Here is a 25,334-nt window from a genome sequence, read left to right as displayed (position 1 = left end):
TTCCTTTCGGGGAAGCTATTTAAATAAATCATTAATTTTCTAACGCTGCCTTCTGCGCTGCGACAATTTCCGTAATGCCGATTTTCGCCGACTCGAGCAATGCCATCAGCTGTTCGTGACTGAACGGTTCACCTTCTGCGGTGCCCTGAATTTCAATCATCTTACCTTCTTCTGTCATTACAACGTTCATGTCTGTGTCTGCCGCTGAATCTTCAACGTACTCAAGGTCACACAGAACATCATCGCCTAGCAAACCAACTGAAACTGCCGCTACGTGGCCTTTCATTGGATTCGCTTTTAGCTTACCGCTATCCACTAGGTGTTGGAACGCATCGGCCATTGCGACACTTGCGCCGCTGATAGATGCAGTACGGGTACCACCGTCAGCTTGGATAACGTCACAGTCAACGGTGATCATGAACTCACCCATGGCTTTTAGATCGACAACAGCACGTAGGCTTCGTGCAATAAGACGCTGAATTTCCATCGTACGGCCGCCTTGTTTGCCACTTGCTGCTTCACGACGAGTACGAGAATGTGTTGCTCGAGGTAGCATGCCGTATTCAGCTGTAACCCAGCCTTTACCTTGACCTTTTAGCCAACGTGGCACAGATTCTTCGACGGTCGCATTACACAACACTTTGGTGTTACCGAACTCAACTAGCACTGACCCTTCAGCGTAAGCTGTGTAGTTACGAGTAATTTTGATAGGGCGAACTTGATCCGCCTTGCGATCGTTTGGACGCATGGGCATCTACCTTAAATATGAGGAGAAGACGATTTGGTTGGGCGAAGATTATAACGGAATCGATTCCGGATTCATAGGTTACGCCGCTGGCACAACATAAACAATCCATACATCCCGCGCACCTATCGACGCAGCGTGATACACTCTTGAAGTAATTTTCAAAAAATGAAGACAGGAAAATTCGATGATTTACAGTATGACAGCGTATGCACGCAAAGAAGTAAAAGGCGACTGGGGTTCTGCGGTATGGGAAATCCGCAGCGTGAACCAGCGTTATTTAGAAACATACTTCCGCATGCCAGAACAATTTCGCGGATTAGAGCCCGTTTTACGCGAGCGTTTTCGCAAGCGCTTAGCGCGAGGCAAAGTGGAATGTAATCTGCGTTTTGAAGCAAACCCTGCCGCAAAAGGTGAGCTTAGCATCAACGAAGCGCTTGCTAGCCAGGTAATTAAGGCCGCTGAACAAGTCATGCACATGACTGGTGAACTGAGCCGAATCAATCCATTTCAAGTCATGCAATGGCCGGGGGTAATGGAAACGCCAGAGCAAGACATGGATGCGGTAAATAAAGTGCTACTAGAAGCGTTTGACGGCGCAATGGATGAGTTTATTGAAGCGCGTGCTCGTGAAGGCGAGAACATGAAAGCGCTGATTGAACAGCGTTTGAACGCCATTTCTGCAGAAGTCGTAAAAGTGCGTGCGCGCATGCCCGAAATTTTAGAATGGCAACGTGAGCGACTATTCTCGAAGTTCGAAGACGCTAAAGTGGAACTGGATCCGTCTCGTATCGAACAAGAACTGATTTTGCTAGCGCAAAAATCGGATGTTGCTGAAGAGCTCGATCGCTTGGACTCTCACGTAAAAGAAACCACAAACATTCTGAAAAAAGGTGGCGCAGTGGGTCGTCGTCTGGACTTCATGATGCAAGAGTTCAACCGTGAATCGAACACGCTAGCGTCGAAATCGATCAGCACCGACATCACCGCATCGGGCGTTGAACTGAAAGTTCTGATTGAGCAGATGCGTGAGCAGATCCAGAATATTGAATGATGTTTCACCCTGTTTCAGGGAAATCCACCATTAAATCTAAACCCATGTCTAACATGGGTTTTTTTTTATTTGTCGTTTATACTTGTTCCACTTTGTTTCATCTAGTTCCGTGCTAATTGATGACACAAGTGATGACACAATCGGTCTGTGTCATCATTTTTATGGGTCAACTAAACGACCTGATATTTTAGAGCGATGTCAAAGAGGCAATAAAGTGAGCAATAAAATAAACAATAAAAAACTCGATGCTTTGATCAGAAAAAATGAAGATACGATGCTCAGTCTTGGTGATGGGCTCTACTTTCGTATCGCTAGAAAAAAGCCATCGTGGGTAGTGAAATACACAATTGCAGGTAAAAGGTCTCAGATCGCGCTCGCTCAATCCTATCCACATTTATCGATTAGCGAAGCAAAACTTTGTGCACTAGACATTCGTCAAAAGGTAAAACTCGGTATTGACCCTAAATCCGAAAGAAAAAAAGGAGAATTCAAAGAGGTTCACAATGTAGATGGGTTATTTAAAGATTGGTACGAATCTACAGCAGTAAAGCAACTGCTTAAGCCTAATATTCCCAAGCGATACTACACAAAAGAAGTAAGGCAGCATATTGGTGTTATGACTATTACCGATGTCACTCCACAGCACATCAGAGTAATCCTCAACCTAGTGGCTGAATCTGGTAGAAAGAGCACTTCTAACAAAGTGCTACGATTTCTAAAACAGCTGTTCAATCATGCCATTAAGCTGAACTTAACCACTTTCAACCCTGCTCAAGCCTTTTCTCCTAAAGATGCTGGTGGAACTGAAGAAAGTAGACAGCGTTACTTAAGGCTAGATGAAATAAACTACGCATTTAGAATTATGCGCGACCAAAGCTCTTCATTTGTAAGAAGTAATTATCTCGCATGTTGCTTACTACTGTGCTTTGGCTGCCGAAAGACCGAACTAACAAGCGCCAAATGGGAGGATGTCGATTTCCTAGCTAAAATTTGGCATTGCATTCCCAATAAGCAACCTAAAGGTGCACCAAAGAAAAAAGTCTCAATTCCTATACCTGATGTCGCATTACAATGGTTTAAAGAGTTAAAAGAACTGTCAGGAAGCTCTGATTATGTATTTCCTGCAAGGAAAAAAAGTAAAAGAAGATACATATCTGACGACACAATAAATCATTCTTTACAAGCTTTGATGGGTATCGACCCTAGTTCCAAGGGCAAAAAATATACAAATTTAATGCCTGACATCGAGCATTTTACTATTCATGACTTAAGAAGAACGTGTAGAAGCTTGCTCTCTCAGCTCGGTGTTAGTGAACAAGTTGCGGAACGATGCCTAAACCATAAAGTGCAAGGTGTTGTTGGGATTTATGACCGCTATAATTACATCGATGAGCGCAGAGAAGCTTTAGACAAATTGGCAGACTATCTAGATCCATACTTAAATCCAGTAGAAGGTACGCAAGCTCCACAACAAGTTGTTGGTGACAACCTTTTAAACTATAAAGATCATGCCTCTAGCAACGTCTCACTCCTTAGATAAAAATTGAGACCATGATCACATTTTATTAAGGATAAACTGACCAAATCACACGCTTAGGATTTAGGATACTGCTGATTCAAACTGAAACAGCTTGAATCAATCAGTTTAAACCCCACCAAACTGAAACGCCACTGCGAACCAAGGGAGTAACCCAATGATTAGCCGTGGCAAACTAAACACCGAAATTGACCGTATTGTTCGAGAGGATGAGAGAAAGCACATAACCTCAGTCTCGAGAACACAGGCTTGGCGTTTAGAAAAATGTGGACAATTTCCAAAGCGAGTAAAGCTAGGAGGTTCACACGCTGTTGGTTGGAAACTATCAGACCTTATTGCTTGGGTTGAGCGCAGAGGTGCTGAGCATGAGTAGTTATGATCATGCAGCACTTATATGCAGCACAGAGAAACGTTTTATTAAAAAACAAGAGCTTGCTGTAATGCTCAATTGTAGTGTCCGTACTATTCATCGCATGGTAAAAAATAAGGAACTCACTCCTCCCATTCGAACTCCGAAAGGGTATATTCGAGGATGGTGTGCTAAAGATATTGACAAGATTTTTGTCAGGAAAAACTAACAGCAAATGTAGAGGGCTTCGCGCCCTCTCCTTTTTTTTAATTTGTGTCCTGATATGTCCTAATTTGACACCGTATCACTACAACTCAAATTGGGGAATCATCTTTCAAGCTAAACAGCACCTAACTTTCCAGAAAAAATCTACTGGGTTATTTATATTATTATATTGGTCTCTATGACAGATAAATCCCTAGCAATGCACCCCTACCATAAGAATGTAGCCTACTACCACTATAAGGGAACAGAGCAACCTATATTCTATTACCCTGAAGGGATTGATATTAAAGCTCTCCATAGTGCTTATGAGCAACTTGATAACCTTTTAACTTATCACTCCCGAGTAACAGTTGTTTTACTTCAGTTCAGTCAAGCAACTCAATTACCGCACAATAAACACCTGACTAAGTTCATTGCAAAGCTAAAAAAGCTCTGCATCGAGCATTACTCAATTCCTAGTGACCGTTTTGGCTACACGTGGGCAAGAGAAGAAGGTAAAGACGGGACACATCAACACTATCATATCGCTATCATGATCAATGGTTCTGTATGTCGCAGTGCCTATCAAGTATTTAAGCTCGCCAAACAAGCATCCAATGAAGTAAGCCCTTTCTATTCAGTATCTCCCCCCAAACGAAACCTGTTTTTACTCAAACGTTCAGAAAAGAGACGGAGACTAAGGACAGTTCGAATGAGGATCAGTTATGCCTTTAAAAATGCGACTAAAGAGGGCGTACCAAAAGGAGTAAAGAAGTTTGGACGTAGCACTATCAAAGCAAAACCAACACAAAATACGCCTCATGATCACAATAGTTAATGGAACACTTTGTGATCTTTATGACGAAAAACAGACAAAAAATAAGAACAATTAGCCCACAAGTCCTGAATTGAAGCCTTATAGAACCGGAACTTTCTAGCTGGGGGCAAACTGCACTTCGAGCTGCTCTCAGATATTAACTGCCACAAAAAAGTACCTCAAAATGCTTTTTTGTGACTAAAACTACTTGTTGTTCTAACGGCACTGAAGCCACCAGGAAAACCGTTGTATAATCAGCACAATTTTTCATATTCAATGTGCTGATTATAATGACTAATAACAACTTCTCTTCAACAGCAGCATTCCTGTGGTCGGTAGCCGAAGCGCCTTGGTTTTCTTTCAAAAACAACAGAGAGCAAGCGAGTGGACTACCTTTTTTACAGGGATAAAGCAGTATGTGAACAAAAATGCTAAGAAGTCACAGCTTAATATTTATTCATGTGGCTATTACGATAAGAACCCCTTGGAGTATGCGTTAAATCACCTAACTGACACGGAAGAGAACATACAAATACTTTATATCGGTGGGCGTGGTGATGGTAAGCGTGTAGCTGATGCTTCCATTAAAAAAATATCAGAGATGATTAAGAGTAAAGGACGAAATATAAAGGGGTTGATTGTTAGCTCTTGTTTGGCTGCTAGTAAAGATACTCTTTCTGAATCAACGCCTTGGGAAATAGATGGCACTAATTTTGATATTGTAAATGGTCCTAATTGGGTCATCTCATATAAGAACTCTGTCGATTGGTTTCAGTTAGTACTACTAGAAACTGCAATAACCAAAGAGTTCGCTGAAGGGTATATTAACGAGGGTAAGTTGAACTCTAAACAAGACATTATCACTTGCTTCCATAATACTCTTTTCCCATTTGATTTGAATATCCCTTTTGCCAATGGTGACGATGTAAGTTCCAAAACTCTTGGTGAATCAATACGTTTTTGGGTAAGGCCGCAAGGGAGCAGTCATCCTGTAAACGTCACAAAAGAGTTACTTACTGGCTTGATGACTGAGTATTGGGCAAAATCGTGAGATTTCTTTTTTAGTTTTAGGTATAAGCGAGTTTAGCTAATTGTTAGCACATACTACTTTATTAGTTAAACAACAGGATGAAACTAACCATGCCTATTAAAAGAAGAGTTAAAAATAATCATATCAATTATGAGCATGTGGCGAAGCTGATTCTTTTGTGTTCTCAAACACACAGTTCAGATGCTGAAGCAGGTCAAAGTAGGTTCAAAGTTCGTGAAGGTCTCATCCAGAAGATAACGGGTATACCTTTATCACATGATGACCGCTTTTCCATTATCAGAGAGTTTAATTATCTAGGCTGGCAGGTAGCCATTAACCCTGATTATTGGCTTGTATTTGCGGTGGATGAAGATCAACTACTTAAATGGGATGAGGCTAGCTACCTGTATGGGATGGAGCAAAGCATCAAAGCAATACAACAGGGATATGAGCCACAACTGGGAGAGATTAACGATTACTATCCACTTAGATCAAACCTAACTGCAAAGTTCTTAGGTTGGTCAGACGAAGATATTCAAGAACAGCTTGTGGAAGAGGCTTTAAGGGAAGCAACAGATGAAGTTGAAGAAGAGTATGAAGAAACAGGTGACAAATCTCTTCTAGGTATCGGACAGAATGATGAAATCTGCTTAACGAACTTCACTTTTTGGGAGTATCTAGACTTCGAACTGGCTAGAAATGGACTAGTTTTCAAATCTAAATAAGACTGGCGCAGGTGTGTGGTTACTCGATAGTAGCCATTCATCCTCCAAGGAGGTTTGTGTTGTTAACCCCTCAAATACCTACCGTGATCAATACCAGTAACCTTCACAAATGCCTAGAAGATGCGAAGCTAATATCGAAAAAGGTTGGAGAACAGAACATTCTCTTAGAGCTTCAAATTTATCTTTTAAGGATAGATTTATTAATAGCTAATAGCCGTATCCAGAGTGATTGGCGAACCAATGCATTAACCCTCGATAAAGTTCTTCGTAAACTCTTAGGACTTTCCAAACAGATAGAGTCGTTGACAGATAACCATGTTTTTTCAACTCAATATTGCCTTGATAGTGCTTTGGAACAAGTGAAGGTATTGATTGCCGTAACCCGTAAAGTTATAGAGGATCGGTAATATTCTTGGTGTAATTTGGCGTTTGATATGATGGTACGTGACGGGTTACCCTCTACCATTTTTAAAATCACTCAATCGTAGTGACCTTATACTATGTGCATTAATGCTGGTGGAATCACAGCCACCAGCATTAATGGCGTCAATTGATGAAAGCCTTAAGCCTGCTTGCCAAACTCATCTCTGCCCCATTCCTTGCTGGCAACTTGGAAGAAATCCTTCTTAGTTGTTTAAATTACATATGCTCCATTTTGTGTACGGGTATGAGTTTGTAGTGGCATAGTGAATTTGGTCACTTAGTTAGAGGTGATATCATCACCTCATAAGTTAACAGGTGACACTATTACAAAACGTACAAGACGACTATTTAGCGCAGAATTTAAGTTAGAAGCAGCGCAGTTAGTCCTAGACCAAAACTACTCAGTGACTGAAGCAGCCCAAGCCATGAATGTGGGCAAGTCCACTATGGATAAATGGGTTCGCCAGCTCAGAGAAGAGCGCCAAGGAAAAACACCTAAAGCTTCACCGATGACCCCTGAACAAATAGAAATTTGGGAATTAAAAAAGAAGTTGGCTCGCCTTGAAGAGCATAATGAAATATTAAAAAAAGCCACGGCTCTGTTGATGTCGGACTCACTGAACAATTCTTGATAATCAAGAAACTCAAGCAGAGCTACAGCGTAAAAACATTATGCGAAGTCTTCAATGTTCATCGAAGTAGTTATCACTATTGGCTTAAACGCCCAACGGTAATTAATGCTGAAACAGTAAAACTGCGCAACTTGGTCAGTGAGGCTCATGCCGCAAGCAATGGCTCTGCGGGTGCGAGAACCATTGCAGATATAGTCACAAATCAGGGTGTAAATATGAGCCGATACCGAGCGACAAAGCTTATGAGAACGCTTGGGTTAGTGAGTTGCCAAGTACCAAGACATCGTTACCGAAAAGCTTCACAAGAACATATTGAAGTTCCAAATCACTTAGGTCGTCAGTTTGCGGTTACTGCGCCAAATGAAATCTGGGCTGGCGATGGGCTTTGCTGCTTAATTAAGTGAGAAGACATGGCTTCCCCATACTGATTGATACTTAAACAATAACTGAGTTTCAGGCATACCAAACCCTGTAAGCTTGTTCAACGCTTTGATCATAGCGTAAGTCTCGCCAACCTTAGCGTTGTAATTTCTTAAGCTTAGCTTCCCACCTAGCAACTGTTTTACCCGATACCTTGCTGTCTCTGAGGGCGAGCGCTTATGATAACCATATAGCTTTTTTCACTTCTTGTTGGAGCCGTACAGCTTCTGGCAACCTAATGGCAATATCTTGTGTCATAAGCACCATCACCTAATATCTCTATGATCTTACGACGTGTCTGCTGTACATAGGTTGGGAAGCACTTCGGCATCGGTAACGTTGGATAAACTCAGTTCTGCTGCGATTATTTCGCGAGTGTTGGTATCTACTGCTAATTGTCGCTTACGCCAGACTCTGCGCTTCCCATCAGAACCATGCTTTTTGACCTTCCATTCACCTTCGGCATAAACCTTGAAACCAGTGGCATCGAAGGACAGATGCTGTATCACACCTCTGGTTTTAGTTTTAAATGAAACCTCAACTTCCTTAGCTCGACTGCTTATACAGGTGTGATGCGGATAAACAAACGGTATGTTAGCCAGCTTGAATACGGAGTCTAGAAAACCTTGCAACGCTCTCAATGGCATAGAGGAGACGCGTTTTATCAGTGCGGTAGGAATGGCTAGAACGCTGAATTGACAAGGCCTGCCGCGCTTGTTCTGTTTGCTTTGCATCCATTCGCTTATAGCTTCTTCATCAATCTAGAAAGTGAGTAAACCATGATTGATTAGAGATTTGTTGTACTATTTCCAGTTAGTTGTCTTGTAACGAGGTTTCGGCATAAAGCGACGATGACTAACTGATGTAGCCGATCAGATCGTAACTTCCTGATTTAGTCCCATCGAATTACGCAACAAAGCCCCCCATGCATATGAATTGTGTTACTATTCCCTCTAGGCCATACACTCTAACATCATTATTGGAGTTTTAGTTGAGATTCATCCCCTTCTTTCTGGTTGCTATTGTTCTAGTTGGTTGCAACGGCAACTCAGCGAGCAATAATAATAGTGATACTAAGCAACCAACCATCGTATTAACGTTTGATGACGTTTTTGTCGAAAACTGGCATTCAGCCTCCAGTGAACTTTTAAATCGCGGAGTCACTGCTACCTTTTTTGTTTCAGATTATGGAAATCCAAACAAGGTATATAACACTAGATTAGAACCTAAACAGAGTTTGCTAAAAGATCTGGAACAGAAAGGTTTTGAGATAGCCCAACATAGTTACAACCATGAAAACTCAAAAGATTATATAGAAAAGCATGGTATTGATAAGTGGTTTAAAAATGAAGTATCTCGTTCTACTTGTTACATGCTAGAAGATGGTTTTAACTTATTTTCCTACGCTTATCCGCACTCTAACTCCAATACAGATGAGTCTGATGCTTTATTATTTAATCACTTTGACTCTATTCGTCTTTATCCTCCGAAAGGAAGTGATATATCCACAGGCATTAACGGTAAAAATCAAAAAATATTCATGAGCACGCCGATAGATGAGCAGAAAACAAGCCTGAATAATATAAAACTACTTGTAGATCGTGTGATTAACACTGACAGCATTGTTATTTTAGCGGCACATGACATTTCTAATTATAGTGATAACCATCTTTATATTAAAACAGAACAACTATTAGACTTAGTTGATTACGCCTTACAGAAAGGTGTCAAATTTACTAATTTTAAAGATATTGTTGGAAATAAAAAATTAGAGTATTCAGATTTTGGTTGTTCTGAATTAGAAGAAGATATTTAATCGCATGAAAAATAGAATTAACTATATAGATGCATTTAGAGGGATTGCTATTCTAGGCGTAATTTTCGCTCATACAGCCTCTTATGTCGATTATGATGGCTACCTTAGTTACACGTTACTTAAAAGCGGTTACGGCGTACAACTATTTTTTATAATTAGTGCTTTTACAATATTTCTGTCGCTAGACCACTCTACAAAAATGGAAAAAAGGCCCATAATTAACTTTTATACAAAAAGGCTTTTGAGAATAGCTCCCGTTTATTGGTTAGGAATCGTTGTTTATACTTTGCTTTATGGTTTAGAGTCAAGAGGTTGGCATGTGGGCCCAGAGCTGTGGCATTATCCATTACACCTGTTATTCTTGAATTCTCTTCATCCGGAAACAACAAGTTCGGTAGTGCCAGGTGGGTGGTCGATAAGCTGTGAAGTCCTTTTTTATATGCTTTGCCCACTCTTATTTAAATACATTACTAGCCTAAAAAGAGCATTTGTTCTTTGTATTGTCACGATTATTTTTGGTGTGATGTTTTTGTTGTTATGCAAATTCTATATTACTCCTACTTTTTCTGATGAATATGGCGAAAAAGCTTTATACATATACTTCTATCGAAGCATTATTTCTCAAATAGGTATTTTTTCTCTAGGTATAATGATGTTTTACTTAGTACGTTTAAATTGGAAAAATAACTTCATAACAGAAAATTCATTTTGTTTATTATTGTTTATTGTCTCCTCCATCCTACTAGTTATTGGTTTTTCCGGCTTAGCAAGAGGAGCATCTCATTATGTCGTCGCCTTTTCTTTTTTACTTTTTGGGGTTTTAGTTAGCATTAGGCCAACGAAGATTCTAGTTAATGGATTAATTATATTTATTGGGAGAGTTAGTTTTTCAGCATATATAGTACACTTTATTGCCATAAGAGTATCTGCGGATTTGTTAGGTTCACACCTGAATATGCTTTCATTGTTAGTTATGACCTTAATAATCACAATTCCATTATCATACTTTTCTTTTAAGGTTGTAGAGTGTAACGCTATAAAGTTAGCCAGAGTGATAGTTTCAAACAGAGAAAGTAAAATAAAGACTGTAGCAACCGAAAGTAAGTGCGTTTAATGACGCACCTAAATAATTACTATATAAGAAAGTCAGTATACCGAGTCAAAAGGGAGGAATTCCTCTAGTAAATAATACCATCACTAGACAGATCGGGAAAAAGCGATTCACCATCTAAGGTTAGAATATAAGAAATAACTCTATGGTTTCGATTATCAATTTCTATTGCTCCATAAGGAGTTGATAAGTATTCCTTCAGCGCTTCTCGTGAGTAACCCACATTGAATCATTGTCAGAATATCCAACAATCCACTCACAAACTACCTCACCGTGAGTTGCTATTTGATGCTTGTTAATAGCTAAAATAGGCTCTTCAGCTATAAAATTATCCTATATGTTCGATAATTTAACTTATCGAGCATCACTCCACACATAAACGCATGATTGCATAAGTACGATATACACCATATTCGGTAAAACTTTATCGACTTAAATGTGTGATCACCGAGCGATTCTGTCGTACCTTAATTACCAAGCGATTTTGTCATTACGTTAACTACCGAGGGAAATTGACGGGACTCATTTAGCGTACTTTTTAAAGTAATCAGTGGAGCTTTAGAAGGTGCTAAGGATGTTCTATATGGATTCCAAATCTCAGTTCACAGTCGATATCATTGGCAAGGTGCTCGATGGCAGGATTAGTATCAATAGTGCCGCCACGTTGCTAAGTAAGTCTCGGCGAACGATTGAGCGATACCTTAGTGTCGTTATCGTAAAGAAGGCATTCGGTTCGTCATTCATGGCAATACGGGCCGTGCTCCTATCAGTAAAATCCCTGAGTCACTCAAGAAAAAAGTGCAAAACCTCATTCAAACCAATTACTTCGACTTAAACCTACAACACCTCTAAGAGCTTTTGAAGACGAATGAAGGCCTGTCGATTAAACGTGAGACGTTGTGCTCTTGGGCCCATGATATTCACCATGTGAAGCGGGCTAAGCGTCGTCGTAGCCGCGTTAGAAAGTATCGTGAGCGGATGGAAGCTCCTGGGTTGATGTTGCAAATGGATGGCAGCCCGCATCGCTGGTTCGGTGAAGAGCGCTCCTGTTTGATTGCTATCGTCGATGACGCGACCAGTGATATCCACGCCCAGTTTTTCCCGTCTGAAACCACCGAAGGCTGCATGAAGGTGATGAGAGCCTACATCGAGAAACGTGGCGTGTTTAAGACGCTCTACGTCGATAGGGCGGGGATCTTCGGCGGGCCGAAACGGAGCAACTTCTCGCAGATGCAGCGGGCTTGTGAGGAACTCGGTATTGATATCATCTTCGCCAACTCCCCGCAAGGAAAAGGCCGCATCGGGCGTTCGTTCGACACCTTCCAAGACCGACTTGTGCCTGAATTACGCTTACACAACATCACGGATATGGAGAGCGCGAACCGTTATTTACACGAAGAGTTCATCCCTAATTATTGGGTGAAACATGTCATGGTTGAGCCGCAAAGTCATCGCTCGGCGTTTCGATGCTTACCGCCAGACTTAGATCTCAACACCATCTGTGTGCAGAAAGAGTATCGGACGATACGACGAGATCATACCTTCAGCTTTGACAGCAAAATGTATGTCATTGACTCGCCCATCCGTTATTCGATTGAAAATCAGAAAGTCGAGATCCGATGTCAGTTTGACGGCACCTTCTCGGCCTATTTTGGCCACCCCGATTAGACATCACCGAACTGATTGAGCCTCGCAAGACCCATGAACATGGCAAGGAAGTGCAGAGAAAAATCGAAGCGCTGGAGCTGGTTGAGCTACTGGGTAGCGTATCGAAAGCGGCCCGTATCCTTGGTTGCTCCCGCCAAACGATTTATACCTACTAGAAAATCATGGAGGAAGAAGGCCCTGTCGGCCTCAAACGGTACAATAAGCCGCTGAAACGCAGCAAAAACCGTATCTCAGAAAGCACGGAAGACAGGATAATCGAACTGACCTTGCTGAACCCGCATGCACGGCGATACAACTGATGAAGCTGCTCAAGCAGGAAAACATCATCGTCAGTATCACCACTATCCAAAAGATCTGGAAGCGAGAGCAACTCAACACCAGGGAACTTCGGGTCAAACAAGCTCAATCGATGGATATCGAGGTGTGAGGCAATCAGCACCAGTGAGGACTAGAATGTAAGGGGACGACAGAGTCGATTGGTATTTATCCCGTCAAGGTCCCTCAGTAATGACACTTTATCGACTGAAATGAGTAGGCTGCCCAGCGATACTTGATGACACAAGTGATGACACAAATAGAATAACAACGAATAATAAAAACATAAGTAATTGTTTTAAAACAAATAATAAAACCAATTCAACAAGCAGATCCAGAATATAGAATAGATTCCAACCAGTTCCATGCCCATGTATAAAGCCCTTAATTAAAAGGGCTTTCTTATTTCGCTCTTCTATACACATCCATGGAATTCATCATCAACCACGAATCTGCGGGGAGTAATCAGGCGCAGGCAAGTGGCAATATATCAATGATGTGCCAGTGTGAATCGACATGTGAGATCTCCGTTCGACGTGCTTTTTTATCACGCGACTATCTTCTGTCTGTGGGTCTTAAAATCGGTCTACCCGATACGGCTTCACGTCAAACTCAGGCTCCACTTGGCGCAATAAGCTAATAACCAACTCAGCACCAATGGCGGCTTGAGTCAGCCCCAAGTGCTGATTTCCAAAGGCAAACAATAACCGTGGATGACGCGGGTGCTGGTCTATCACTGGCAACGAATCCGACAGAGTCGGTCTATGTCCCATCCATTCACTCACTTTAAGAGCAGGGTTGTTTAATCGTGGCAATAGTTGCCTACTGTGATGGCGCAGCACATTAAACCTGCGAGTAAATTCCGGTAAACGCAAACCACCTATTTCCGTGATCCCAACCACCCTTAAACCAGACGCCAAAGGGCTCATCACAAATTTACGCTCCGCAGAGCCAATCGGATGATGAAGTGGCGGCGTCTCCATGTCGGCAGTCTCTATCGTCAGGTGGTACCCACGCTCCGCTTCAAGTGGAACAGATATCCCTGTTTGTTCTAACAGAGGCTTACCCCAAGCGCCGGTGCAAAGCACCACATGCTCGAACCTATTTTGACTCGTCGCCGTGACCACCCCAACTGCGTTCTCTTGCGGAAGAATTTCACTCACTTCTGTTTGTTCAAAACACCCACCGCGCGCTTGAAAAACCGCAAACAGTTGCTTCGATAGTAAATAAGGATCTTTCACTCGACACGCATTAGGGAAAAACAGAGCGTGACTGACAGTCTCAGCCAGCTCTGGCTCTTTTTCCCTCAGTTGTGCACCCTGCAGTAGGACACTTTCTATGTCCCATTGAGCAAGGTAAGCAGCATGCGTTTTAGCCTCGTCTAACTTATTTTCTGACTCCCATACCAACAGGTAACCTGACGGAACAAGATATTCTTCGGCCCCTATATCAGCCAAGCAGCGTTGCCAAGCTGGAACAGCCGCTTGATTGAGCTGGTAGAGCGCTTGTCGACTGGCCTCCACTCGTGCAGAAGAAGCCGAGCGAACAAAACGCGCCAACCAAGGTAGGGCTTGGGGTAAATACTTCCAAGGAAGAGCCAACGGCCCCTTGGGATCCAGCCACATCCTTGGCGCGGCAGACAGTGTCTTTTTCGTTGCCAGAGGATCAATCAGTTCTGTAGCTAAATAGCCAGCATTACCAAACGAAGCGCCTTCACCCGGCAAACCCTTGTCAAGCAAAGTGACTTGAAGGCCATGACGCTGTGCTTCTAGGGCGGTACAAAGCCCCACCACTCCAGCCCCCACTACCGCAACGGTGGGCTTGTTGTTAAAAGGGGTATGTTTCGCGGATTGTGTCATGTTCTACCTACTGGCTTAGCTAAAGAATGATTGGATACGGTTTAATGGGTACTGCTACTCGCTGGTGAGACAGGCTCTGTACTTGCCGGCGCCTCTTGCTCCACACGCTTTGAGAACCACCCTGTCTGGGCGTATAAAATGCCAATCGCAGGTGATAACCAACAAGCAAACGCCAACGGTGCATACAACAAAGCACTGTAATCGCCTGGTGCGACAATCAGCCCCAAAGTTCCCATAACAAATGCACCACCCGCATTCCAAGGGATCAATGGCGAGACTAAGGTTCCCCCTTCTTCAATCGCTCTGGAAAGGTTGAGTCGGCTATAGCCCAACTTGTCATATTGCGGACCAAACATACGCCCAGGTAAAGCAATCGAGAGGTACACATCACCCGACACGGCGTTGGTCGCAACGGAAGTAAGAATGGCATTCGTTTGTAACCCTTTGAAACCTCGTGTCGACTTCATCACGGCATTCACGACCGACTCTAAACACCCAGTCCGCTCCAGTGCACCACCAAATGCCAACGCAAACATCATCAAAGTGATCACCCAAGTCATTGAGGTAACGCCACCGCGATTTAGCAAGTTATCCAACGCGGCCGATCCGGTCTCTATCTTGTATCCACTGTGGGCAAACGTGAGAATGTCATTCAGGTTGTAATCGTAATTGTGAACCGCGACACCAGCGCCAAGAACAAAGCCAATAAACAGGGCTGGGATCGGTGCTATTTTGTAAAACGCCAATAGCATCACCACCAAGAGCGGCAGTAAAGGCAACAAACCGAGTAAGAAATGACTCTCCATGCCCGATTGAATCGCGGTGATTTGTTGTAGCTGTTGTTGAGCGTCAGAGGTCGCATCCCCCATCACTGCACCACCAAGAATCGAGTACAGCGTCAAAGCGATCAGCATGGCTGGAATGGTTGTCGGCATCATATTGCGAATATGAGCAAATACATTGGTTTCTGTTACGGCGGCTGCAAGGTTAGTGGTGTCCGATAACGGTGAGATCTTGTCGCCGAAAAAAGCGCCTGAGACAACAGCACCCGCCGTCCAATATGCTGGAATACCAAACGCAAAACCGATTCCAACCAACGCCAGGCCGACCGTGCCCACGGTTGTCCAACTCGAACCAATCGAAAGAGATACCAAAGAGCACAACAGCATGGTGGCTGCCAAAAACCACTCCGGCTCAATCAAGACTAAGCCGTAATAAATAAGGGTTGGCACCGTGCCACTGGCTATCCACGTACTTACCAGCATCCCTACTACAATAAGGGTCGCAATGGAGGGCATCGCCACGTGTAAGACACGAAATGCGCCGGATTCGATGTCCTGCCAACGCAGCCCTTGGTACCAGCCAACTAACGCGGTAATAGCAAAACCAATCGCTAACGCGATATGTGGAGTAAAGTCGTCATAATAAAAAATCTGTGTCGCTAACAAGCCAATGGTGAGGATAATCGGTACGACAGCCAAGCCTAGTGGTGGTGGCGCCGTATAATCTGAGTTCTTTTTAGTCATAGGTCTTTTTCCAAATCACGTCGCGAGGGACCGCACCTGAAAAGGTGCGGCGCGCATGGAAAGCCTGATAGCGGATAACAAAGCCGCAAGCAGGGCAAAAGAAAAGCCAAGATATGCGTCGGCCTGATTACGATTTACGCACCCTGCACTGACTGATAAGCCAGAATCGCGCCCGCCAGATCTTCACGAGAGTCGCCAACCGATTTAAACAACGTGATCGCCGTTTCTGGTTCGTCGAGCTCTGCACGTCCTGCATGTTGGCCACGACACAACACCGAAAAGTCCGCTAAAATCTTCTCTTCGGTAATCGCCCCGTCACGGATAGGCATGATCAACTCGCCCGTTTCAACCAGTGCCGCCGCCTTCACATCCACGAATACATTCGCTCTCTGTAACGCTTCGTTGTCGGTCTCGCGCATTGTCGGCGTAAAGCTCCCCACCAAATCTAAGTGCGTGCCCGGCTTCAGCCACTCACCTTTAATTAGGGGCTCGGTTGAAAGCGTGGCACAGCTAATGAGATCGGCTTCACGCGCGACCGTTTCTAGTTGCTCATCGGAGCATACAATGGCATCAACGCCCTCATCACGCAATTCTGTCGCCAATTGCTCTGCCGCAGCCGGATTAATATCCCACACATGAACAGTTTCAATTGGACGTACACTCATATGGGCTGGTACTAGGCGTCGTGCAACGCGTCCTGCCCCAACCATCAACATTTTACTGGCCGTTTCACGCGAGAGGTAACGAGAAGCTAGTGCCGAAGCCGCCGCAGTTCTGCGCGCGGTGAGCTCATTGCCATCGATCTGAGCCAGCATTTGCCCTGTCTGACCACAACTCAGTAAATAGTGACTGCTGAGTCCAGGTTGATTACGCGCAGAATTCCCCGGAAAGACATTCACCTGTTTTACGCCCAAGTACTCGCCTTCAATCCATGCCGGCATTAATAACAAGGTCGCGCTAGGGTCTTGCGGCACATTCATCGTGTGATGGTGACGAATAGGCGCCGTTACATCACGGGTAAAAATATCTTTTAAAGCGTCGACCAATGGTAGCCAAGCTAGTGCGTCGCGAACCTGTTGCTGGTTAAGTTGCATGTCATTCTTCCTTCCTTGTTAATATATTGTTATTTTATCTATTAATAGCGCCATTCATTTGCCCGAGACTCTGCGGTATTTAACCCAGACTCCGGAACTGAAAAACTTTGGGAAAGGAAAAGCTACATTGGGGAAACTAAGCGCGCGGATACAAGTAGGAAACTCACTGTGAATCAAACTCAGATAAGAAGAAATGTTATTGCCAGACGCCAGGGCCAACACCTGCACAGCTACGCTCAGGTATTGTTAGGCTGGCGAGGCACAATGGCGTGCGAGTTTGAACGCGAAAGTGGAAATATAGGCCATGGCACAGTGGCGATAGTGCCCGACAATGCCCCTCATTTTTATAATGGTTTAAGTGAAGATAGTGAGTTATTGGTCATCGACTTAGCGCCAGCTGATCCTTACATCCAAGCGCTGGAACAAGCGTGTAACTTGTCATTAAAGGAATCGGTATTTCAGCAGCCTTACTTCCTAGACCTGGGTACAGAAAGTCAGATATTGCTGGACTTTGCTGCGCAGAAAGTCAGTCAGAGCCAAATGTCACCGCAGATAAACTGCCAGCTCGTGTCATTATTTTTAACGCAGCTTGGGCAAATGTCATCCAGTGTCACCTCACCAGCCCCGCATCGTCGCTTAGAAGCCTGCCATTTGAATACGTATATCGATCAAAACATTTCGACTGCGTTAACCAATGCTCAGCTAGCTCAGGCGATGCACCTCAGCGAAAGCCATTTTTACTGCTTATGCTAAAGGCAGTTTGGAGTGACACCACAAAAATACGTGATGCAGAGACGCATGCAAAAAGCACAATTTTTGCTGCGTAACAGCCATATGCCTATGACAGAACTTGCCGCCGAAGTTGGGTTTGCGCAGCTGTCGAGTTTTTCTCGTGCCTACAAACGCAGCTTTCAGCATTCGCCTAGTGACGTACGCCGAAAGTCGCGCTAAACGTATGCACTAGGCCTAACTACAGGCTGAACAACGTCATTTATGAGTAGTGAATGGCGTTCACAAACCACTCTTTGTAACCTTCTGGGGTTTTGACGCTAAACTCATCGTCGACTTCTATTTTTAGTCTTAGACCCCTCATGGGCATTGCCCCTGTGTATCTATCCATGAACAGGCCACCAGCATTAACAAGCAGTTTTCTAGTGTCCAAACTGATTCAAAAAGTCTTCAAATATGAATAAAAAGCTTAATGTTTTGTTTTTTTTAATAAAAACACACGCTCAGAAAGACAGTTCCAAACATTGAATCATCTAAAAGTCATCGAGTATTGAAACAAAAAAGCCCCGCTAGTGCGGGACTTTCTTTTATTCATCTTTTTCCAAGGTTCTGTTATCAACGTAGGGCCAATAATGATGCCCGACTCTGATGAGCAAGGTTGCCGCAGCTAAGATAAACGCTGCCAGAGATAACCACACAACCAAAACCGCATCCAGTTCTTTCATTCCTAGTGTGATATAGCGGGCGATCGCCATCATCGCGATATAGATAGGATAGCGTACCGGAATTTTTCCGTTCATCACGAACTGCTGCACCATGGCGAGCACTTCCAGATAGATAAACATCAAAAGAATATCCGTGAGTAAGACACGCTTCTCGACAAATACGTGTACAAACTCTTGCATCATGGCGTACAACGTCGCCAAGGTAATAGAGACTAGTAATACCGCCTCCAAAATATGGAAGATTTTCAGGAACGGTCGACTAAAGGATTTCGGTAAATTCGACGGCATGGTCCATTATCCAGACAAATAAGATAGGCCTTGAGTTTAGCATGCAACGATCTTCAATCAATCATAATACTCAAGCGCCAATCGACACCAAGACCTAACATAGGCCTATAAAAACGCTCCGCTTATTTGGCGGAGCGTTTTTGTGTTATAGGACCTGTGGCATCACTTACGCCACTTGCTGCTTTTTTTCAGCCAGGCGCTTTTTCTTCCGATATTTAGGGTGGGTGATCGGAATCGCAGATAGGAGTTTCTTGGTGTACTCGTTTTGCGGGTTTGCATAAATTTCTTTCGCGCTGCCTGCTTCTACCACTTTACCAAAATACATCACGGCAACTTTGTCTGAAACGTGTTTCACCACAGAGAGATCGTGAGAGATAAAGATGATCGCCAAGTTCATCTCTTGTTGCAGTTGTAGTAATAGGTTCAAGATTTGTGCCTGTACCGATACATCTAGCGCAGATACCGATTCGTCACAAATCAGTAATTTAGGCTTCAATGCAATCGCACGAGCAATACCGATACGCTGACGTTGGCCGCCTGAAAACTCATGTGGATAGCGGTTGACTGCCGTTTCTGGCAAGCCCACTTTGATTAAAAGCTCTTTTACCCACTGTTTGCGCTCGGCTGGCGTACCGATTTTATGAATAACAAACGGTTCTTCTAGAATCATACCGATGGTATGACGCTGATTGAGTGATTCCATTGGGTCTTGAAAGACGATTTGCATGTCTTTACGCAGCGATCGCATCTCTTTGACAGACAGTTTAGTGATGTCTTTACCTTCAAAGAAAATCTTACCTTCCGTTGGCTCGTATAACTTTAAGATCGTGCGACCAAGGGTGCTTTTACCACAACCTGACTCACCAACTAGCCCCAGTGTTTCACCTTCAGAAACAGACAGTGAAACCCCGTCTACCGCTTTGATGGTGTAGCCTTTCTTGAACAGCCCTTTACCAGAAACAAAGTGCTGCTTAAGATTTTCAATTCTTAATACTTCTTTTGCCATAACATCCTCTTTTATGACTCGTTCACTTTGCCCAGTTAACTGGCAAACATACTGGCATCAATAGGCTTGATATCGATCATCTGCTTCGGCTCATTATCTAAGCTCGGCATCAACCCCATCAAACGCTCTGTGTATGGGTGCTGCGGGTTATCAAACAACTCAAAAATTTCTGCTTTTTCGACAATACGCCCACCATACATCACGGCAACATCATCACACACTTCAGCCACAACCCCGAGGTCGTGAGTAATGAAGATCATCGCCATGCCTGTTTCTTCCTGAAGCTCGTTCATCAGTTCAAGGATAGACGCCTGAACCGTAACATCCAACGCCGTAGTCGGTTCATCACAAATCAGAATATCCGGCTTACAGGCCAACGCCATCGCGATCATGACACGCTGGCGCATACCGCCAGATAGGTTATGGGGATACTCATTCAATCGCTTCTCTGGCATTGGGATTTTGACTTTTGCCAGCATCTCAATCGAGAAAGCCTCCCGCTCCTTTTTGTCGAGCTCTGGTCGATGGAGTTCAAGCACTTCACATATTTGACGACCAATAGTGTGTACTGGATTGAGCGCCGTCATCGGATCTTGGAAGATGATCGAAATGCGATCGCCACGCATGGCGTACATCTCTTCCGCAGGCAAATCAACTAGGTTGGTGCCGCGATAATTCACTTCACCTTTGATGATGTTGCCATATGGCTTAGGTAAAAGCCCCATGATCGACATTGAGGTTACGCTCTTACCACTGCCTGACTCTCCCACCAGACCGAGTGTACGTCCAGCTCTCACATCAAAGTTCACACCATGCAGCACCTTCACTGGTCCATCATCGGTGGTGAATTCAACTTCGAGATCTTTAACACTTAGGATTACATCGTTTTCCATAACCAATCCTTACAGCTTATAAGTGTCATCTACGGCGACGACAGGTTCAAAAGCTTTGCCTGATTTCATCGCTTGTTTGGTTTCTTTCTTGATATCGCTATCAATCCAGTAAGTGCCATCCCCTATGATGCCACCACTGAACAACGCCTCTGTCATGCGATTCATTGGCTTATCAGGAAACTTTAGCCAGCGCCAGTGACCGTAGCGGACATAAGGAATCATGTAGCCTGTTACGATAACGTGCGCATCAATGATGTCACGCTGAATCTCATGACCTAGCTGGATCTTTTTATCCATATCCATGCTAAAACGATACTCGATGATCTTTTCATCCAGCTCTGGCGTGCTGTAGTTTGTGAAAGAGTTAGTTTGCGGCTTGTTCGCATTGACTGAATGGAAGTACTCCCAATACGTTGGGATCTCGGACGTACCCATATCTAAGAAAGCCAAATCGTGCTTTTTCTCACGGACGTATTTGAACATGGATGAGCCATCAACCAACTTGAGCTCAATATCCAACCCTGCTAGCTTGGCTTGCTCACGTAAAAAAGCAATACGAGGAGTATGAACAGGTGTTCCGTAGGTCAGCTCGAAGCTTAAACGCTCACCTTTATCATTGACACGAATACCATCGGAACCAATTTTGTTAAAGCCTGCGGCTGCGAATGCCTCGGCCGCTTTTGTGGGGTCAAATTTCGGTGCTTTTGCGTCTGGTAGGGTGTATTTACCATGGCCATAACCCGTCGGGTTTGGCTTACGGGAGTAGTCACCACGCATGATGTTCTCAATCATGCCATCAAAATCAATTGCGTAGGTAATGCCCTTGCGAACGTTTAAATCATCCAGTAAAGGCATCGCGGTGTTCATCCATACGCCGCCCGCACCGACTGGAAATTGGTTGTAACCCCAGAACTTTTGAATGTAGCCTTTTTGGTACGGTTCTGTGTTCGATTTATCGTGCCATAGACTTGGCAGAACCAGACCAAATGCATCCAACTTACCCTTTTCAAAATGCTTCATCGCAATATCGCTATCGCGGATCACTGTGATGCGAATCTTGTCGACATTGTAGCGATTTTGGTAGTACTTATTGCTGTAACCCCACCAATCTTCACCAACATGTTTGAAAGTCACACTTCTACCTTTTTTGATATCATCTAGGTAGTACGCACTGGTTGTTGGTTCACTCTTAAAGTTGTAGTAACGGACAAAGTTGTCGTGAATACCATCACCATTTTCATCCTTTGAAGGGTTGGCATAAAAGTGTGCGGGACGTGGGCGTAAAGCCCCCATTCGTAGCAACAATTCTTCCGGATTGAACTCTTTCGCGGCCTTAACAGCAAACGTATGAGCGTCGTACTTAATAACATCCGCAATGGTTTTGTTGTAATAATCGTTGTACCAAGGCTCTAGGATATCCTTAGAACGATAAAACTTAAGCATGAATACAAAATCGTCGGCAGTCACAGGCTTGCCGTCCGACCATTTAGCTTCTGGGTTGAGTTTGAAATAGACGGTTTTATTGTCGCCAGCTAATGCCCACTCGTTAGCAAGTTCAGGGATGAACTCTAAAGTATCTGGGTGGCGAACCACCAATCCAGGGGTCTCATCCAAGATAAAGGAACGCAACCCCGCATTAGCGTCTGGGCCAACACTACGTAACGTCTGAGGAAAACTTGACATGAAGGTGCGATAGGTCCCTCCACGTTTCGCTTCAGGCGAACCATATTGAGGCTCATCCCAGTTTGTTTGCCAGTTTAAGTCAGTCGGAAGCGTTGCTGACATTGCACCAAAACTCAGGGCGCTCAGCGTGGACGCTAAAAATAATTTCTTCATAAAACTTCCCTTTTTATGTTTTGCTCACAATGCTCGCTTAAACATAGCGTGTGAATTTTTTCGGGTCGAAGGCCGCTCGAATGGCTTCACCAATAAAGGTCACCATTACCAGTACCAACACAATGGAAGTAACCACTGAAGCAACAATCCATGGCGAGTCTAAGTTTGACTTACCTTGTTGTAGCAGCTCACCCCAACTTGGCGTTGGTGGCATCAAGCCTAAGCCTAGATAATCCAAAGCGGTCAGCGCAGTGATGTTTGCTGCAATAGTGAACGGAGCCAATGTCACAATCATTACCATCGTATTCGGTAGGATGTGATTAAACAAAATACGTCCCGTCGATGCCCCCAGAGCACGTGCCGCCATTACGTATTCTCGTGCCGCTTCTTTATAGGTCATGGTTCGCATGTACCATGTCATCCCCATCCAAGTGAAAAGCACGTTAATAGCGACAAAGAGAGCGAACGTCGGTTGAACGATTGAGACAAGAATCATAATGACGTACAAAAACGGCACCATTGACCAGATTTCGATAAGTCGCTGTACAAACAAGTCAAATTTACCGCCCCAAAAACCCATAGCACAACCAACTGCGGTACCAATCGCGTAGGAAATTGCCATAGTGAGCAACGCAAATCCCATTGCCGTTCTAAAGCCGTAGACAAGTCGCGCCAAAATATCGCGACCTATCACATCTGTACCTAAATAATGCTTGTTTTCGGCACTAGGCGCTGTTGGCGGGAAATCACCACTAAAATCTTGTTCATATGGGTTCCATGGCACAAGCGGCAAAATAACAAAGTTGTCGCCCCCTTCGGCCTCAAACGCTTTTTGCAGTACGCGATAATCCGCTTCGCTGGATGACTCTTGGCCAAATTCACTGCCTAAACGGACATCACTGACAACAGGAAAATAGTAGCTACCATCGTACTTGACGACTAGCGCTTTACTATTAATCAGAAGTTCAGCAAAGAGCGACAAGATCAACATGATTGAGAGAATGACAAACGACCAATAACCTCGTTTGATCTCTTTAAAGTGGCGAATTTTCTTTTGAGTTAATGGACTAACTTTAATCATGTTACGCTCCAAACTTCACACGTGGGTCGACTAAAGCAACACAAATATCTGAAATAATGTTACCAATGAGCAGCAACAGCGCATTAATGGCGACAATACCCATAACAACGGGGTAATCACGCTCCATGATTGATTCGTAACCCAATAAGCCAATGCCATCAATATTGAAGATAACTTCAATCAGGAAGGCACCAGTCATGAAGAACAACAAAGAGTTACCAAAGTGACTCGCGATTGGGATTAAGCTGTTACGCAACGCGTGCTTACGAACCGCCTTTTTGAAAGGTAAGCCCTTCGCGATAGCTGTACGGATATAGTCTGAAGAAAGGTTTTCCATCAGGTTGTTTTTCATCGTCATTGTCAGTGTTGCAAAGTCGCCAATGAGGTAACAGATTAAAGGCAACACCGCGTGCCACATGATGTCCTTGGCGCGTTCAAAGAAAGTTTCGTAATCGTCGAAGTCATCGCCGACAAAGCCTCCCATCGGAAACCATTCCAAGTGATAACTAAATAGCGTGATGAGCAATACACCCACCACATAGCCAGGCAAGGCATAGCCCACAAAGATGAGTATTGAAGAAGCGGAATCAAACACAGAGCCGTGCTTGAGCGCCTTGTAATAACCAAGAGGGATCGAGATAAAATAACTGATAAAAAAGGTCATGCCGCCATAAAATAACGACACAGGTAAACGCTCTGCAATCATGTCAGAGACAGGCTCGTAGTAACGTGTTGACTCACCAAGGTCTAGCACGACCAAGCGACTTAGCCACTCCACATACGCTTCTGTCACTGGCTTATCCAGACCGTAAAACGCATTTAGCTCAGCGATTTGATCATCAGAAAGGGCGGTATTGCCACCAGCAGACGTCATTGATGCGGCACCATCCCCTTGAGACTGCATTTGTGACAACATGCGTTCAACAGGTCCGCCCGGCACGAAACGAGTGATAGCAAAGATAAGAATAGTTATCCCGAGAAACGTTGGTATCACCAACGCCAAACGGCGTAAAAAGTACGACAGCATATACAACTTGCTCCTTGTCTACTGTCCAATTCAGGCGGAGTGAAAGAGGAAGTTACCCCGCCTAAAGTGGTGCATATTTATCTCGTAGTAACTAAAACTGTTGAAACACACTCCCTGCGTTTCAAGAACCAGACTTTTCTACTACTGCAATAATTTCAGCGTCATATTTATCTTGAATCCACATCAGCTTCAAGTGTTTGAAACCAAAACATGACAAACTTCCTCCGAAGTCGAAAAACAGAAATGTTTTTGTAAAAAATTATAAAAAACCACAAAAATAATTCACACAGAATATCAATCTAGGCTGTTTAGAGCCAAAACCCTACATAAAAATGCAAATATATGGAATAAATAGACATATCCACCACATGTATATTTGACCTAAAAATACGAGTGAGCCCTTTTACAGCAATGGGTATCATAT

The 25,334-nt window shown here is 43.9% G+C and carries 22 protein-coding genes and 4 pseudogenes; 14 read left to right on the top strand and 12 right to left on the bottom strand.

Annotated features, from left to right (window positions below):
* Positions 1-31 precede the first annotated feature (31 nt).
* Entirely contained in the window at positions 32-748 is a 717-nt protein-coding gene (gene rph / locus ACWYVB_RS13570) for a ribonuclease PH (protein WP_046874111.1), read from the bottom strand.
* 184 nt (positions 749-932) lie between these two features.
* On the opposite strand from rph, the gene ACWYVB_RS13565 reads away from it, so the two are divergent.
* The 9 genes and pseudogenes from ACWYVB_RS13565 to ACWYVB_RS13525 all read left to right on the top strand — a co-directional run.
* The gene (locus tag ACWYVB_RS13565; RefSeq protein ID WP_046874112.1) at positions 933-1,799 is read left to right on the top strand and encodes a YicC/YloC family endoribonuclease; all 867 of its coding nucleotides are present in this window, start codon (positions 933-935) and stop codon (positions 1,797-1,799) included.
* A gap of 214 nt (positions 1,800-2,013) precedes the next feature.
* On the top strand, positions 2,014-3,339 hold the full coding sequence (locus tag ACWYVB_RS13560) for a tyrosine-type recombinase/integrase (protein WP_256899632.1): 1,326 nt from the start codon (positions 2,014-2,016) through the stop codon (positions 3,337-3,339).
* Between the two features lie 154 nt (positions 3,340-3,493).
* A complete protein-coding gene (locus tag ACWYVB_RS13555; protein ID WP_256899631.1) occupies positions 3,494-3,709 on the top strand; it encodes a helix-turn-helix transcriptional regulator in 216 nt (71 codons plus the stop codon).
* Positions 3,702-3,914, top strand: coding sequence for a helix-turn-helix transcriptional regulator (locus ACWYVB_RS13550; RefSeq protein ID WP_256899630.1), 213 nt, complete (start codon positions 3,702-3,704; stop codon positions 3,912-3,914). The genes ACWYVB_RS13555 and ACWYVB_RS13550 overlap by 8 nt, the downstream gene beginning before the upstream one ends.
* Positions 3,915-4,088: 174 nt before the next feature.
* Entirely contained in the window at positions 4,089-4,727 is a 639-nt protein-coding gene (locus ACWYVB_RS13545; RefSeq protein ID WP_257887464.1) for an inovirus Gp2 family protein, read from the top strand.
* A gap of 397 nt (positions 4,728-5,124) precedes the next feature.
* The gene (locus tag ACWYVB_RS13540) at positions 5,125-5,757 is read left to right on the top strand and encodes a hypothetical protein (protein ID WP_257887465.1); all 633 of its coding nucleotides are present in this window, start codon (positions 5,125-5,127) and stop codon (positions 5,755-5,757) included.
* An 89-nt stretch (positions 5,758-5,846) separates the two neighbouring features.
* A complete protein-coding gene (locus ACWYVB_RS13535; RefSeq protein WP_257887466.1) occupies positions 5,847-6,461 on the top strand; it encodes a hypothetical protein in 615 nt (204 codons plus the stop codon).
* 56 nt (positions 6,462-6,517) lie between these two features.
* Positions 6,518-6,868: a hypothetical protein gene (locus ACWYVB_RS13530; protein ID WP_457529163.1), complete on the top strand. Its 351-nt coding sequence runs from the start codon at positions 6,518-6,520 to the stop codon at positions 6,866-6,868.
* 303 nt (positions 6,869-7,171) lie between these two features.
* Positions 7,172-7,896 (top strand): annotated as a pseudogene (locus ACWYVB_RS13525) (IS3 family transposase); the annotation flags it as partial.
* A gap of 12 nt (positions 7,897-7,908) precedes the next feature.
* On the opposite strand, the pseudogene ACWYVB_RS13520 reads toward ACWYVB_RS13525, so the two are convergent.
* A pseudogene (locus ACWYVB_RS13520) lies at positions 7,909-8,724 on the bottom strand (IS5 family transposase).
* Between the two features lie 203 nt (positions 8,725-8,927).
* Here ACWYVB_RS13520 and ACWYVB_RS13515 point away from each other — a divergent pair.
* From ACWYVB_RS13515 to ACWYVB_RS13505, 3 genes and pseudogenes are all read left to right on the top strand, one after another.
* Complete coding sequence (locus ACWYVB_RS13515) at positions 8,928-9,752, top strand: polysaccharide deacetylase family protein (protein WP_257887468.1); 825 nt, start codon at positions 8,928-8,930, stop codon at positions 9,750-9,752.
* Positions 9,753-9,756: 4 nt separating this feature from the next.
* On the top strand, positions 9,757-10,866 hold the full coding sequence (locus ACWYVB_RS13510) for an acyltransferase family protein (protein WP_257887469.1): 1,110 nt from the start codon (positions 9,757-9,759) through the stop codon (positions 10,864-10,866).
* Between the two features lie 571 nt (positions 10,867-11,437).
* Positions 11,438-12,958 (top strand): annotated as a pseudogene (locus ACWYVB_RS13505) (ISNCY family transposase).
* A gap of 463 nt (positions 12,959-13,421) precedes the next feature.
* On the opposite strand, the gene ACWYVB_RS13500 reads toward ACWYVB_RS13505, so the two are convergent.
* From ACWYVB_RS13500 to lhpI, 3 genes are all read right to left on the bottom strand, one after another.
* Positions 13,422-14,705, bottom strand: a complete 1,284-nt coding sequence (locus ACWYVB_RS13500; RefSeq protein WP_164666576.1) for an NAD(P)/FAD-dependent oxidoreductase — start codon at positions 14,703-14,705, stop codon at positions 13,422-13,424.
* A 41-nt stretch (positions 14,706-14,746) separates the two neighbouring features.
* Complete coding sequence (gene nhaC, locus ACWYVB_RS13495) at positions 14,747-16,231, bottom strand: Na+/H+ antiporter NhaC (protein ID WP_005395761.1); 1,485 nt, start codon at positions 16,229-16,231, stop codon at positions 14,747-14,749.
* A gap of 134 nt (positions 16,232-16,365) precedes the next feature.
* Positions 16,366-17,325 carry a bifunctional Delta(1)-pyrroline-2-carboxylate/Delta(1)-piperideine-2-carboxylate reductase gene (lhpI, locus tag ACWYVB_RS13490; protein ID WP_301661362.1) on the bottom strand — a complete coding sequence of 320 codons (960 nt, stop codon included), beginning with the start codon at positions 17,323-17,325 and terminating at the stop codon, positions 16,366-16,368.
* A 168-nt stretch (positions 17,326-17,493) separates the two neighbouring features.
* On the opposite strand from lhpI, the gene ACWYVB_RS13485 reads away from it, so the two are divergent.
* Positions 17,494-18,078: an AraC family transcriptional regulator gene (locus tag ACWYVB_RS13485; protein ID WP_457529159.1), complete on the top strand. Its 585-nt coding sequence runs from the start codon at positions 17,494-17,496 to the stop codon at positions 18,076-18,078.
* Positions 18,079-18,090: 12 nt separating this feature from the next.
* Complete coding sequence (locus ACWYVB_RS13480; RefSeq protein WP_259345204.1) at positions 18,091-18,276, top strand: helix-turn-helix domain-containing protein; 186 nt, start codon at positions 18,091-18,093, stop codon at positions 18,274-18,276.
* 40 nt (positions 18,277-18,316) lie between these two features.
* Here the strand turns inward: ACWYVB_RS13480 and ACWYVB_RS13475 are convergent.
* The 7 genes and pseudogenes from ACWYVB_RS13475 to ACWYVB_RS13445 form a co-directional block, all read right to left on the bottom strand.
* Positions 18,317-18,403 (bottom strand): annotated as a pseudogene (locus tag ACWYVB_RS13475) (transcription elongation factor GreB); the annotation flags it as partial.
* A 238-nt stretch (positions 18,404-18,641) separates the two neighbouring features.
* Positions 18,642-19,067: a phosphate-starvation-inducible protein PsiE gene (locus ACWYVB_RS13470; RefSeq protein WP_012841209.1), complete on the bottom strand. Its 426-nt coding sequence runs from the start codon at positions 19,065-19,067 to the stop codon at positions 18,642-18,644.
* A gap of 166 nt (positions 19,068-19,233) precedes the next feature.
* Positions 19,234-20,073, bottom strand: a complete 840-nt coding sequence (locus ACWYVB_RS13465; protein ID WP_005394930.1) for an ABC transporter ATP-binding protein — start codon at positions 20,071-20,073, stop codon at positions 19,234-19,236.
* A 35-nt stretch (positions 20,074-20,108) separates the two neighbouring features.
* Positions 20,109-20,966 carry an ABC transporter ATP-binding protein gene (locus tag ACWYVB_RS13460; protein ID WP_005394932.1) on the bottom strand — a complete coding sequence of 286 codons (858 nt, stop codon included), beginning with the start codon at positions 20,964-20,966 and terminating at the stop codon, positions 20,109-20,111.
* 9 nt (positions 20,967-20,975) lie between these two features.
* Entirely contained in the window at positions 20,976-22,802 is a 1,827-nt protein-coding gene (locus ACWYVB_RS13455; protein WP_395196856.1) for an extracellular solute-binding protein, read from the bottom strand.
* Positions 22,803-22,839: 37 nt separating this feature from the next.
* Complete coding sequence (locus ACWYVB_RS13450; protein ID WP_006741815.1) at positions 22,840-23,883, bottom strand: ABC transporter permease; 1,044 nt, start codon at positions 23,881-23,883, stop codon at positions 22,840-22,842.
* Between the two features lies 1 nt (position 23,884).
* Positions 23,885-24,910, bottom strand: a complete 1,026-nt coding sequence (locus ACWYVB_RS13445) for an ABC transporter permease subunit (RefSeq protein WP_005394935.1) — start codon at positions 24,908-24,910, stop codon at positions 23,885-23,887.
* Positions 24,911-25,334 lie beyond the last annotated feature (424 nt).

The sequence above is a fragment of the Vibrio sp. JZG10 genome (genome assembly GCF_054064075.1).
This window is presented reverse-complemented; position numbering and strand designations above follow the sequence as displayed.